This window comes from Pseudoduganella sp. HUAS MS19, from assembly GCF_053615455.1.
This window is the reverse complement of the sequence record NZ_CM132133.1, coordinates 1,990,075-2,003,217: the sequence shown is the minus strand read 5'-3', so window position 1 is coordinate 2,003,217 and position 13,143 is coordinate 1,990,075. Positions and strand designations below refer to the sequence as shown.

The window sequence follows — 13,143 nt, the reverse complement described above, 5'->3', positions numbered from 1 at the left end:
TGAGCCGCAGGTACGTGATCGCAGCTTCGCGATCACGTACCTGCCCCGCTTGCAATCTGCTTCAGATCTCCTCTACGTCGATATTGGTTGAATAGGCCTGCGCGTATTGAATGGCGACGTCCGAATCCTTTGCACGTCGGCCATAGATCATGTGATCTCGCTCGATGGCGAGGTCCGCCACTTCGGGATACACGCTGAGCAGGATCGGGTAGGCCCGGCTATTGCGCATGATGTTGACGAACGCCGAGCGGTCGGAAGGCGGCATCAACTCCAGGCTGACGGGCACCTTGCGGTAGGTGTAGCCGGCCTCTGCTTCCTGGCCACCGGCAGCGTTCCGGTAAAGCTCTGTCGTATCCACATTGCTGAAGGTCGCTTCGGAAGCGTTGTACTTCGGCGACCAGCATGGCCCGGCAACCAGGCACGCCGCCTCGATGTAACCCTGCAGGTTGCCCGGATCTGCGATATCGATGGCCATGCCTACACCTTGCAGCGCCGAAGGGAGCCAATGCCTGGCATAGGCACCGCCACCGAAAGCGTAGGCACTTGCTGCCTGGGCAGCGCTCCAGCCCCGAAGCTTTTTCGCTGGCGCCGGGCATGCAGGCACGATCCCGCTGTCATAATCGTATGACTGCCATGCATCGATATATCCAGCAGACCTGGTGCTCGGAGGGCTGGTCGCAAGGTCGGCCGCGCGCGTTACAGCGGCACCGCTGGTTTTAATTGGCGACGTAGGCGCGCGGCCCTGCTCCAGTTGAGGCAGGCCGATACGCAGCGTGATATCAATCGGAGAACCCGTCGCATGCTCAATCAAGAGCTGAGGGCGCAGATAGGCCGTTGTTGCATCCGCGAGCGTAGCCACAAGGGATGCGCGCGTAACCGCCAGGCTGGCGCCACTCAACGCCCCCATTACGCTAGACCCGCTAAAGTTATCCGTCGTCCCCGTTGCTCCTGTCGTATGTCCGAGGAAATTGCACCTGATCGATACTAAGTTTGCCTCCGAACCCGCAACGCGTCGCACAAAGGCGGAGGCCGCCCATGTTTGCCCGGATGCAGCCGCCACACCATTCGCTGTCTCAAACCGAATGCCGCTCGACCCACCTGTGGGCGTGCCAAAGACACGGAAATCAATATAGTCAATCCCGGCCTCAACACCAGTCCCGACCACGGATGATGTCAGGCCGCCGGACAACGACCAGGCCCAGTTTGTCGGGACAGCACCGGGAGTTCCGACGGCGGCGCCGGTCATCGTGTTGTTGCGAATGCTGTTCGTTGCCGCCGCCTCAAGACAAAGGCCACGACTGGCGAACGTCGCAGGATCAAAGTCGTACGTCCCGACGTTCGCTGCAACCTGGTTAAGCACCCCGCCCTGGTCGAACACCCATTTTGGCGATGCCCGCGAAGTGAACGAAGTAGCGTCCGGCACCATGGATGTCCGCACCAATCCCGCTTCGAGCTGCGCGCCCCAGATATAGAACGTCTCGCCCGCAACCCCGGCATCATCCGCAGGATCGATATAGAGAGCGACATTGCCGCTTGCGTTCGCGGGAAAAGTTCCGCTGCAGGTAAAGCGTGTCCAGGCGCCCGTTGGCTGCACGAGGTTCGCAACGAGACTCACGCTCGCGCCATCTTTCAGCCAGATCCTGACGCCGCCTGTGTACGATCCCGACTTCAAATAGACAGATGCCGTAAATGGGTTGCCGGCCGCAGGCGTCGCCGTATTCTGGAACAGGTAATGGTTGCCGGGCGCAAGGCGCACCATCGCATCCGCCGTAATCGTACCGTCAGGCGCTAGGCCCGCATTCGGAATAATCGCCGTGTTCCCGGAAGACCATGGCGCGCGGTCGAAATTGAATGGAAAACTCAGCAGATTCGTCGCGCCGCTCTCCTTGGAGATTCGCACGCGCATCGTGGCGCTGGGCGACAAATTACAGAATGGAAGCGCAACCGCAGCAATCTCCTCGGCTGCCGGCCAGACTGCCGTCAGCCTGGCCGTCTTGCCTACAGAACGCCACACGCTTGCCTTACTGTCGACCTGGAGATTTGCTGGCGCCAGCGCGCCGGCGGTACTCGATGCGGTCAGCACCGCGCGGCTCACTGCATTGTCGTAGACGATACGCATATTGCTCATGCTGGCCACCTGATTGCGTTCGCGGCTTCAATAGTTTCAGCCTGGTTGATCTGTTCACGCAGCTCGCGCCCGGTGGCGTAGACACGCGATATATGCTGGTTCAGCGCCAAGCCAAGAGCAATCACCTGATCGCCATCGAGCAAGCGAGTCGTGTTGTCGGCCAGCGTCCATGTTTCGCTGTAGGGAAGTCCGAGCGATTTACTCAATGCAGCCGCCGTCGTCGAGCTGGTTACACGCGCCAAATCGGCTTGATAAATCCCGCCGTCGTAGGTGAAGGTGCCCGCTTCTGCAACAGCACGCGCGGCCTTTACAGCGGCCCATGCACGGGCGCGAGCGCCGGAAAGAGTATCCGACCGCTCAGCCACGATGCTGCCGCCCTCAAATGGCGTTCCTACGGCAACCAGTGCGGCTTCAATAGAACCCTGCAGATCCTCACCCGACAGTGCGCAGGTATTGATCGGGACGTTCCAGGCCCACGCAACCGGCAGCCCAGTAATGGCGGCAGCTTCGTCCGCGTGGGAATAAACCACAATGGCTGCCGTTGCGGTCCGAAAGTCGACCTCAAGCTTGACCGGCGTGTGATACGCCACGGCGACACCATTTGCTGCCTTAGTAGGTTTAACGATTGGCATAGTGCCCTTTCAAAGATAAGTTGTGTCTACAATGATGTGGCGGTTAGGAGTCCCCGCCGGAACCGTTTGATCGACGTCAGTCTGGTTCGGATCAAAAGTGTTAATGGCATCGTAAATCTTGACGTTCGAAATATTCACACCACCTGGAATTGACTTCACCATTCCCTGGGTAATTTCCAACTGCTGCGTTTCATATCCACCGCTACCGAATCGCGTATCGCGCAAAGTCAGATACTGGTTGATGCAAATCGCCGCGTAATTGCGGGCGCCGTCATACGTGAAGCTGCCCTCCCCCGTCGGAAAGCCAACCATGATGAGTGGCTTTTGTGCGGAGTCGAAGATAATTGAGCCGCTACCATTGAAAACCTGTACCCCCATCCCGCCACCGGAAGCAGAAGCAATCGGGCCGAAAACATATACTCTGATAGCTGTCCCGACGTATCCTTTGGATACAAGGTAGATGGAGTTGCCTTGCTTGTAGGTGATCCCACATGGTGTCGAGCTGGACAATGCTACGATCTCATCGTCGCCAACGGCAACAGCCACACCCGAGTAGCCGATCGTCTCACCATTAACCCAATAGTTTGTGGCGACATCGAATTTTCGGCGCAGTACGAATTGCGGGTAGACCCCGTCAATCTGGAATGACCCAGCATCATTGAAGCACTGAAATCCGGCCAGCATCAGCGCACCCCGAGAACTAGCCTACATGCCGCCAGAGGAACACCATACGGATAGGCTTGGCGAGTCCACGAAACAGTATTTCCGCTGAAAGTACAATTGGGATATGTATTCGTTCCGAACTGTACGAAGCTGTTACTACCCTGCTGCAAAATAGGAATAGCAAACGGCGTTCCCTGATCGAGGCCCGGAACGTAGGCGGAACCGCTGACGGCGCTGGCGTCGATCATCCCGATTACCCTCCCCATAACAGTCGACTGGTCAATCACGAGCCGACCTTGGTCGTCCCACACTTGCAATCCCATCGTCATAACGACAAATCTCCAATTCTTACTCGAAGCATGTTGTTTCCGTCGAAGACCTTGAACACGTTGTCCGACAGCTCCGTGCGCGCCCCGCTCGCACTTGTGCGAAGCGTGCCAATCGTGGCACTCAATGCCGAAAGTCGCCCGATAGTGGCTGTGTTAATCTGTGCGACGCCGATCGCCGCGCCCGCGATATAGGTCGAGACGTTACCCGGTGTGATCGGCGTGACCGATTGACCAATAGACCATACGCCAGGGGTCGTCACGCCTGCTGGCGCTTCCTCTACCATCACCCGGCCGACGAACATGTACGAGTCGTTATGCCCTGCCAGCGTTGCGAACTTCCGCAGCCGCACGCTACAGTACACCGCGCCTGCAGGGGCAATCCCTGACGAGTAGATGCGCTTGTAACCGGAGAGGGCCGTGCCTCCGCTAGCTTCATTTGCGTTTGTCCCGGCTCCCGACGTCGATCCTGCACCGGAGCTAACGCCAACCACCTGATGCGAACTGTTCAGAAAATACATGAAGAGGTTCAAAACACAGCGATGCGCGCCGGTGCTTGCGCTCGCAATGTAGTTCTTGCCCGGCTCAACCTGAACTATGGGAGCGCCATATTCAAAGTAATGAGTCCCATCACTAAGAGAACTACTCCGGTATGCGTCTGTCTGGTTTGCCCACATCACGTTGGCGCCCGGCTGGTTCTGCGCCAAAGCTGGCCACCAACCACCCAAGTTGACGCCCGATGCACCAACAGCCGGTCCGGTGCTACCGGAAAAACCCCACCCGTCGAGTCCACAACTGAAGTCGCCGTTGTACAGCAGGTTTGACCCGAAGTTGGCGTTGATGCGCGACTTGTCGAGATTCGTTCCGGAACCCAGAATCACATTGCCTGAAGCATCCTTGACGGTCAGGCCGCGCGTATCGATCGACTCGGGCAGAATCGATCCCTTGATGAACATGTTGCCGTTGTAGACGTAGTCCACCATCACCCAATTGCTACCGTTGTACATCTTTTGAACGCCGAACGTCCGGTCGGCTTTGTACAAGGTCACCATGTCGCGCGCTTTGGGAGCACCGTAGCCAGCGGCCTGCAGCGCATTAACAGCTTCGGCATCGACCCACACGCTGGAAGTCGTCACCGCTGCGATATCAACGTTACCCCGCGCGCCGGCGGCTCCGGCAGCTCCGGGCGCCCCATTCGCACCGTCCGCCACCTTGGTCAGCGTGGCTACCTGCGTGTACTGCACGCCGTCGACGGTGATCGTTGCAGTAATTGTGCCGGTGACAGCCGCGAAGTTCGCATATGTCACCGTCACCTCATTTCCATTCACGTTCGGCGTGATGCCGGCGCTGCAGTTGAACGCCACGGTACCAGACATGTTGAGCAGATTCGCCTTGAACGTGAACGACGCCGGCGACGCAGACTGTCCATCCGGTGCCATCTTGAACACGGCAGACGATGGCGTGAGGAACATCCCCCGGTCAGTGGGGGGTGCGTAGCGCGGCACCGCTGCCATGATCAACACGGTACGATCATTTACAAAGGCTGCCATTAGACAGTTACCTCCAAGGTAGAACGAAGCGTTTCCCAATCAACCGTACGCGAAGTCACCAGGCCGACCTTGCCTGCCGCCAGGCCGAAGCGATTGCTGAATAGCTTCACGGCCTGACCCAGCTCGATCAGCAGGAGCGAAGGCGTGCCGTCAAACCTGAGGGTCATCCGCGGCGACTTGACGATCGCCAACCGCCGGCCTGCCTCGGCCTGGGCGTCAGATTTCCTCAGCAGGCACGTATCTACTTCCCTCGGCTCGGCGTCGAGTTTGTATGCCGCTTGAACGACTGGATCGACGGCGGTGACAGATTGCCATTCCTGCGCATACAGCTCCTTGTGCGCATCAGGCAAGGACGTCTGCAGGGATGCCTGTGGGGTCCAGTTCCTGCAGTACCGAACCTTCACCGCAGCGGCAACCTCGCCGCGGTTGACTATCGTGATGCTTCGGTCAATCTGCTGCGACTGGCGGATCTCGGTCGTGGCCACGGTCGGAATCGCATACTGGATCAGCCGCAACTTGCCTTCCATCGACACCACGACTTGGGCGCCTACGCTGCTGGCGAGCTGCTGGCAGGCCACCAGCACGTTGGTGCGATCGGTCAGGTACAGACCGACTGGCTGAGGGTTTTTCGCTTCGAAGGCAGCCAACTGCGTGCTGTCCAGGTCCGCCGTGCTAAAGCGGGTGGTCGCCTTGCCGCGCTGGGTCACCAGGTATTGAACCAATTGACCAATGGTATTGACGTAATTGCCGTTGTACTTCGCCCCCTGGGCGCAACAGGTCACCACACCCGTGCCGACTGCCTGGTTGAACACGATCCTGCCGGTGCCGGGTGTTACGGTCACAGCCCCGCGCGGCTTGCCTTCCGTGCGCACCTCCGCAACAGCTTCGTTCACGCCGTCGCCAAAGGCGTACTCCAGTGTGACCGGATTGGTTTGAACCGGGCTGATGTTATGACATTCACCAAGCAGCACTGGCACCAATGCATCAGGATTGGTCGCGTTGCCGCCGATCTTGGTGTCGGTCACCGGAGTGTTTAAGCGCTCCAGCTTGTTGGCCAGCCGCAGGTTCAGCCGATCCCGCGACTTGCAGCCGATGTCAATGATGACGCCGCTGAACACCTGACGAAAATCCGCCCGCTCCCAGCGCACGTCGCCGACAAATACATTGACCGGCTGATTGGCCCAGGTGTCGTCCAACCAGGAATCACGCGCGCCATCGGCGTTAAAGATTTCGATATCGCCGGCGGACAGGCTGGCGCCAGCGTCCATCGCAATCGACTCGGTAATCTTCAAGCCGCCGGCCACAACCGCTTGGTATGGCGTGGTGGCCGACCCGATGTATGCCTTGTTCGAAAGATACCGGATGGTATCGGCGCCGGCGCTCTTGACGCCGACTTCGAACAGCATCACGCGGTGCGCACCGGCGTCTTCCAGCCATGAGGAAAATTGTGCATCTGTAATCAGGATAAGTCCCTCCTTGAATTTGCCTCGATATACGCGGCATCGGTTACGGCACTGCGAACGCCTTCCACCACCGTCGCTGCAGCTTGCTGCGTGGCCGCGGCGCCAGAAGTGATCAGGTCGCCCGTTTGCTGCTGCTGATCGGCACGGAGGCCTTTCAGTTCAGCGGCCATTGCCTGGCTCGACGCACGCAGGGTCTTGATCTCCTCAACCAGCGAAACCATGTTGCTCGTTCCAATGACCGAGTAATCGATCGCATTGGACGCCTGGATCGTTGCAGGCTTTTCGGCCCGGTTATTCAACACCGGCTGCAAGACGCCTTTCTGGGCGATCTCTTTCAGCGTAGCGCTGATGTCCGCCAGGGTAGCCGCCGAATCGTTCAGCGCATCCAGGCTTGCCTTGGCAACGTCAACCGAATTGATCGCCCATTGCGCCAGCTCGTCATTGGTACGCATCACGAAGGCCAGGTCCGACGAATACTGCGCGTCGCTGCCGTTGATCTTCTGCGACATCTGCAGGAAGGTCTGCTCGGCGCCACTCAACTTGCCCTGGGCAGTCGTGTCGCCAGCAGCGGCCAGCCTGCGGATTTCCTCGAACTGCCTGCGTGCCTCAGCATATTGCTGCTGCGGCGTGAGCATGGACAGTTCACCCATCACCAGGCTGCTGTTCAAGCCCGCAGCCGTGGTGGCGAACGACTCCATCTGGCTGATGAAGTTGCCCAGGCTGTCCTTGGCTTCCTGTTGTGCATCCTTTGCAGCCTGCGCCGCCTGCACCTGGTCGAACAGGGCGCGATTGCTTCCGTCCAGAGCGTCGCGCTGCTTCTTCAGCAGTTGCGACGATGTCATCGTCAGCTCGTCCAGCTGTTCTTGCAGATCGCGGCGTTCGTCCAGCACGTCCTGGCCAGCGTCCACGATTTCCTTGAAGGCGCCGGAGATGCCGATTAAGGTTGCGTACGCTTTCGCGCCCGATGCCGTCGTCAGATCCAGGCCTGTTACATAGTTCCGGAACTTCTTCATGGCGTCCTCGCCATCGGCACTCAATCCGTACTGATCCAGCGTCGGCTTGACGCGTGCCCGCAAAGACGCGGCCTTTTCATCGTCGCTATAGAAGTCGCCCAGGAAGCGTTCGCTCTTGGACGTGAAGTCATCAAGGCCTCCGACCAGCTCAATCAAACGTTCCCGAGCACCGATCGAACCTGTGCCAACGGAGTTAAACGTCATTCCCAGCGATGCCAGCACGACGTCCACAGTCTGGTAATTGTTCGCAATCCTGGTCAGGGTTTCGAGGTAGCCCTCGCCGACCTTCTGGAAGCCGGAAAGGCCGTTCACGGCATATTTCGCCATGTCGTCCCCCAACTTGCTCATCGCAGCATTCAGGGCCTTCTCGACATCATCCGGCTTCATGTCCTTCGTGCTGATCTCACGGATGTCCACGACGAACGAATTCAGGTGGGCAGCGAAAGCGTCACCCGACAAGCCAAGGGCATCTGCCGAGGCGAGGATTACATCGCTGAGACCGCCAATCACCTTGGTGAATTGGGCATTGATTTCAGGACCGAGCGCGTTTTGCGTCCTGGAACGCTTATCGCTATGGAACCAACCGCCGCTTTTCTTCGTGTCGACGTACCTGCTGACGTCTGCTCCACTCGCCAGAAGGGACGCAAGCGACTCCTTCCCGATCGACAGGCCAATGTCTTCAACGGTCGTCTTTCCACCGAAGATCGAGCTCTTCATCTTGCCGAGGATGCCGCCAGACGCAACCCCACCCGATACCGCCGCAGTGAATCCATCCGTTCGGAACAGCAGGCTGCTCAAGCCGCTGATGCTGGTGGCGATGGCCTGCAGCGCGGTCAGCATTCCCTGGCTGATCGCCAGATCCTGATAAGTGTTGTCTTTGATCGCTTCAAGTGACTTGGCGATCGATTCCGATTTGGCAGTAGGGTCACCGAGGATCGATCCGGTGCCGTTCTCTGCCTGACGCTGCTCCGCCATGCTCTTGCCACCGGCACCTGCCGCGCCACCACCACCGGTCACCTTGGCACCCAAGGCCATCACAGCAGCCAAGGTTGCGGCGCCGGCAGCCAGGTTGAAGGGGAATGGCAACGACGCGATCGCCTTAACGACAGCGGTTACGCCCCAGGCGCTGGCCTCGGTCGCGGCCAATCCGGTCGACGCGGCGGTGGTAGTCGCCTCGCCGGCCAGCTTGGTCGTGTTTGCCGCGGCAGTCGCAGCGACCTCGGTCTGCTTGAAGAACAACTTCTTGACCATCGTTTGCGCCGACATCGCCAGCTGGGCTACGTGAAAGGCCTGCTCGGCAGCGTGAAGCACTTTGTAGCCTTTTGATTGCTCGCCGAAGAAGCCCTTTGCCGCGCCCGCCATCCTACTGAAGCCGGCCAGCCGATCTTGCGCCTCCTTGTCGTTCAGATCAGACATGTACTGCTGGTACTTCTTCTGGTCGATCAGGCCGGTTTTCAGGGCCTGCGCGGCGGCCTCGCGCTTATCGGCAATCGCATCCTGGTTGTCAACGAAGTCCTCCAGGGAGTCGCTCAAGGCCGCCAATGGGGCAGCAGCCGAGCCAAACGCATCGCGCAAAGCATCGCCGAAGCGCTTGGCCTTTTCCGGCTTCAGGTAGGCATCCAGGTCGTCAAGACCCTTTTTCGCGCCCTGCAACTCATCGACCCGCTCCGCAGCCGCATTGCTCCTTCGTTTCGCTTCAATCAGGCGTTCCAGCGCGTCGACTTCCTCCTGGTTCAATTTACTTGCATCGCGCTTCGCCAGTTGCTCTTGCGTACGCGCAATGCTCGCAGCATTCAACTCCGCAGTCGTTTTTCCGATGGTCTCGGCCAGCTTCTCATTGCGCTCTGCCTCACTGGTCGCATCCTCGATCGCCTTGCGGGTTTCCTCTAACCGCTTCTTCCTTAACGTCTCAGCTTCTTTCTGACTTGCGATAAGGCGCTCGTTGACCTCCAACTGCTGAATGCTCACCTGCAGCTTCGCAAACTCGTCATCAGTCAACTTGACGGTACCTTGAGCGCGACCGCGTTGAATGGCGGCCAATTCCTTTTCGGACTCCTGCAGGGGCCTCCCCAGCGCAAGCTCGCGTTCGCCCAAGGCAATCCGTTCCTGCAGCGACTTGTTCAGGTTTGCGTAATCGCTGGCCTCTTTCGAAGAGCCGTCCTTGCCGCTGTATTTCAGGGTGGGTTTGCCGCTTTTCCCGCCGCCACCACCGGCCGTACTAGCTTTGCGGTTGCCAATGCGCTTCCGCATGGCCTGCTCATACTCGTCGGTGGGTTTGTTTGCCAGGTCAGCCCATTCCTTATTGGCTGCTTCAATTACCGCCCTGCGTTCGGCCAGCGCCTTACGGGCATCTTCTGCGGGATCGCCGCCCAACGCGCGTTTCGTGATGGCGACTACCGGGTGAGCGTTAAAGGCCAACTTGGCACCCGTCGCAATGTCTGCCATAACGACTTTGAAACTTCCGCCAATGGCCGAAATTGTCCGTACCGTCAGCTTGGCAAAGTCCACCACCTTGGCGAATCCAATTGCCGCGTCATCGGCCCAGCCTGACACGTCGGTGGCCGTCAGGCCATCCGCCTCGTTTGCGGATTCGAGAAACACCGAGACCAGGTCATTCAATGCCGGCAACGCACCGGCCGCGATCTGCATCGCTAACTCCTCGAACTTCGCGCGTGCCATGCCGAGCTGATCCTGGAGATGCGCCGCGTTGGCAGCCGCCTCGGCATTCACGCCTTGGAATTTGTCGATGCTCTCGGCAACGTCATTCATGTAGGGCAGCAGATTTGCACCCGACTGTCCGAGCAGGTCGTTGAGCAGGCGCGTTTTATCTGCGCTGTCACCGTAGGTCGCCAGCTTCTTTGACGCCTCGATAAAGACCTCGGAAGGATCGCGCATCGTTCCCGCTGCATCTTTCGCCGAGATGCCAAGGGCTTTCAGAGCCTTGGTGACCTTATCGCTATCCCCCCGGACCCCAGCCATTCCGTTGGCCAGCTGTGACAAGGCGGCGTCGACGTCGCCGAAGTCTTGACCAAAGGCGCTGGCCGCCTGCTGCAGGCGCGACAGGTTTTCGACAGACGAACCGGTCTTCTGCATCAGGTCATCCAGCGCCGCCATGCTGTTCACGGCGTCCTTCAGCGCATCGAATGTGGAACTGCTCAGCGACTCGATCGCGCTGCCGACCGACGCCATCGCCTGGACTGCACCATATGCCCCCTTCACCATGCTGCGCATGAAATCGGCGCCTGGGCCGGAACAATTTTCAAGATACTTCTGCACGCGTTGCGCAAAAGTTTGCGAGGCCTGTTCGGCCCGCTTCAGGCCCTGCGTGTACTCGGCATCTTCCAGCGTGAGCAAAACTGCCAAAGATTTCAGGCGCGGCGCGGGCCCGGAATCTTCCAGCGCGAGCGAAACTACCAAAGATCCAAGTGCGGACATAAAAACTCCAAAGAAGACTATGCCCGCTTGCGGGCTGAAAACGGGAAATCAAGAGCGCTCGTTCAGCAGCGGCAGCGCCGCCCGCTCCATGACGCGCAAATCCTGGAACACCGCTCGCCAGTCGGCAGCGGGTACTTGCTCGAGGCGGAATACGGTTTCGACGGCCCCGTAATCGAGGCCGACGTACAGAACGTCTGCAGCGCCCAGGAGGAGCTTCCACTGGGTCGCCAACGTGCAGAATGTGGTCACCGCCAGCCAGTTGTCCTCGAACACCTGGCAGTCGTCGTCGACGGTTTTCGCCGCCGCCGCGTCCTCCGCCTGGGCGACCACCTCTTGCGGCGCACCGAGCGCCTTGAGCTGCTCGACGACATCGGCATTGATCTGGCGCGCGGTGGGACGCTCCCCCGCCCAGTACCGCGCCGCCTCGATCAGTTTTTTTCCTTCGCCTTGTAGATCGAGGTCCAGAAAGCGTCGGCCATCGCGAACATCGCGTGTGGGATCGCCAGCAGCGCTTCCAGATTCACCTGGTTGAAATTGACCTCGGTACCGTTGTCGTCGACCAAGCCGCTGAAGCCTGCAACAACCTCGCGCAGCACGTCGATTTGCGGCAGCTTGCGCAGTTCGTCGATACGGTCCATGTTGACGCGCTTGAACTCGGCGGTGAAGTCGGATTTCTCGATGCGGCCGCCTTCAGTAGGGAGTTCAACGGATACTTTGGTGCGGTAGGTCGGGGTCAGAGCGATTTTGAATGCCATGTTGCTTAATCCTATTTGAAATGAAAAAGGCCCGCGCATGCGGGCCTTGGGGTCGTTTATATGACCGGCTTAGCGCACGGTCAGGACGAACTCGTCGTTGCCGGTGTTCGGCTGGATTTCCAGCTTAGTAGTCAGCATCACGATGCCGTCGCTGTCGCTGAAGGACGGGTCCAGCACCTGGACCTTCGGCGCGGCCAGCTCGACGATGTTGCCGGCGGTCCGGCCGTGCACGACCGACAGCGGGCCCAGGGTTCCGGCCTTGATCGTGGTGTACCAGTCCTTGGCTGCGACCGAGTCGAGTTCCATCACGAACGAGCCGGTCGGCTGGCGATCTGGAATCTCGATGCTTTCGGTGCCGATCAGGTTTCGGTAAACCAGTTGGTTCGCCATATCCACACTGATGGACTGCACCTTGCCGGCAACGCCGTGCAGGGACGCGGTTGGCGTGTTGTCCTTGTTCACCGCTACCGGGTCTTTGAAGCCCGAGTAGTCGACACCGGTCGGCAACGCAGTATCGGTCGGGGTGCTGTACATGCCGATAAACTTGAACTTCATGACTGGGATGCCCTTGGCGTTCAGCTCGAAGCTGACGGTGCCTTTTGCATCGGTCATCTTGTACAGGATGCCGTCCAGGTTGTAGTAGATGGTCGCGAACTCCATGGCGTTGGAGACCGGTGCATAGACCGCACTGGTGCCTGCCGTAATGGTTTCACTGAAGGCGCAGGCGCGCAGCAGCGGGCCGTACTTCGGTGCGGTACCGGCGGCGCCGGCACCAGCCATCTCGACCTCAAAGTTGATCTCGGCGTGGATGGCGACAGGCACGCTGCCCATATTGCCCAGGTAAGGCTTGATGTTGTTGCGCTTAGCGAACTCCGCCGTGACAGGCTGGGCGGAGATGTTCATCGCCATAATGGCGTTTGCGGCGCCGGTTGGGGCAGCATCGGTCCCAGCGACCGGCTGGATTTTCACCAGCAGCACTGCGTTACGCGATTTCTTGGCCATTGACTTCCTTTCGTTGTTGTTTGTGATGAATCAGGGTTTCTGCGGTCGGCACACGTTTGTCGGATCCCGACTCGCGTACATAGCTGCCGCCCAGTCCCGCAAAGGGATCGGGAGCGGATGCCGACTGCGCCTCGCCCGCCAGTTCTACAGGCGGGGAAATGCGTTTTTTCACGTTG

The 13,143-nt window shown here is 59.4% G+C and carries 10 protein-coding genes; all 10 read right to left on the bottom strand.

Annotation, left to right across the window (positions count from 1 at the left end):
• Positions 1-61 precede the first annotated feature (61 nt).
• Positions 62-2,128, bottom strand: a complete 2,067-nt coding sequence (locus ACWBU6_RS09205; RefSeq protein ID WP_452648506.1) for a phage head spike fiber domain-containing protein — start codon at positions 2,126-2,128, stop codon at positions 62-64.
• The gene (locus ACWBU6_RS09200; protein WP_452648505.1) at positions 2,125-2,760 is read right to left on the bottom strand and encodes a DUF4376 domain-containing protein; all 636 of its coding nucleotides are present in this window, start codon (positions 2,758-2,760) and stop codon (positions 2,125-2,127) included. Before ACWBU6_RS09200 ends, ACWBU6_RS09205 begins: the two co-directional genes overlap by 4 nt.
• A 9-nt stretch (positions 2,761-2,769) precedes the next feature.
• Complete coding sequence (locus ACWBU6_RS09195; protein WP_452648504.1) at positions 2,770-3,444, bottom strand: hypothetical protein; 675 nt, start codon at positions 3,442-3,444, stop codon at positions 2,770-2,772.
• Between the two features lie 304 nt (positions 3,445-3,748).
• Positions 3,749-5,299: a hypothetical protein gene (locus tag ACWBU6_RS09190; protein ID WP_452648503.1), complete on the bottom strand. Its 1,551-nt coding sequence runs from the start codon at positions 5,297-5,299 to the stop codon at positions 3,749-3,751.
• Entirely contained in the window at positions 5,299-6,705 is a 1,407-nt protein-coding gene (locus ACWBU6_RS09185; protein WP_452648502.1) for a hypothetical protein, read from the bottom strand. The genes ACWBU6_RS09190 and ACWBU6_RS09185 overlap by 1 nt, the downstream gene beginning before the upstream one ends.
• 53 nt (positions 6,706-6,758) lie before the next feature.
• Positions 6,759-11,210: a hypothetical protein gene (locus ACWBU6_RS09180; RefSeq protein WP_452648501.1), complete on the bottom strand. Its 4,452-nt coding sequence runs from the start codon at positions 11,208-11,210 to the stop codon at positions 6,759-6,761.
• A 48-nt stretch (positions 11,211-11,258) separates the two neighbouring features.
• Positions 11,259-11,540, bottom strand: coding sequence for a DUF1799 domain-containing protein (locus tag ACWBU6_RS09175; protein WP_452648500.1), 282 nt, complete (start codon positions 11,538-11,540; stop codon positions 11,259-11,261).
• 98 nt (positions 11,541-11,638) lie between these two features.
• Complete coding sequence (locus ACWBU6_RS09170; RefSeq protein ID WP_452648499.1) at positions 11,639-11,965, bottom strand: hypothetical protein; 327 nt, start codon at positions 11,963-11,965, stop codon at positions 11,639-11,641.
• A 69-nt stretch (positions 11,966-12,034) separates the two neighbouring features.
• A complete protein-coding gene (locus ACWBU6_RS09165) occupies positions 12,035-12,967 on the bottom strand; it encodes a phage tail tube protein (protein WP_452648498.1) in 933 nt (310 codons plus the stop codon).
• On the bottom strand, positions 12,948-13,139 hold the full coding sequence (locus tag ACWBU6_RS09160) for a hypothetical protein (protein ID WP_452648497.1): 192 nt from the start codon (positions 13,137-13,139) through the stop codon (positions 12,948-12,950). The genes ACWBU6_RS09165 and ACWBU6_RS09160 overlap by 20 nt, the downstream gene beginning before the upstream one ends.
• Positions 13,140-13,143 lie beyond the last annotated feature (4 nt).

Excerpts from the sequence above, each read along its gene's own strand:
- ACWBU6_RS09180 (WP_452648501.1), bottom strand. The coding sequence starts at position 11,210 with ATGTCCGCACTTGGATCTTTGGTAGTTTCGCTCGCGCTGGAAGATTCC.
- ACWBU6_RS09195 (WP_452648504.1), bottom strand. The coding sequence starts at position 3,444 with ATGCTGGCCGGATTTCAGTGCTTCAATGATGCTGGGTCATTCCAGATT.
- ACWBU6_RS09170 (WP_452648499.1), bottom strand. The coding sequence starts at position 11,965 with ATGGCATTCAAAATCGCTCTGACCCCGACCTACCGCACCAAAGTATCC.
- ACWBU6_RS09185 (WP_452648502.1), bottom strand. The coding sequence starts at position 6,705 with ATGCTGTTCGAAGTCGGCGTCAAGAGCGCCGGCGCCGATACCATCCGG.
- ACWBU6_RS09190 (WP_452648503.1), bottom strand. The coding sequence starts at position 5,299 with ATGGCAGCCTTTGTAAATGATCGTACCGTGTTGATCATGGCAGCGGTG.
- ACWBU6_RS09165 (WP_452648498.1), bottom strand. The coding sequence starts at position 12,967 with ATGGCCAAGAAATCGCGTAACGCAGTGCTGCTGGTGAAAATCCAGCCG.
- ACWBU6_RS09205 (WP_452648506.1), bottom strand. The coding sequence starts at position 2,128 with ATGAGCAATATGCGTATCGTCTACGACAATGCAGTGAGCCGCGCGGTG.
- ACWBU6_RS09200 (WP_452648505.1), bottom strand. The coding sequence starts at position 2,760 with ATGCCAATCGTTAAACCTACTAAGGCAGCAAATGGTGTCGCCGTGGCG.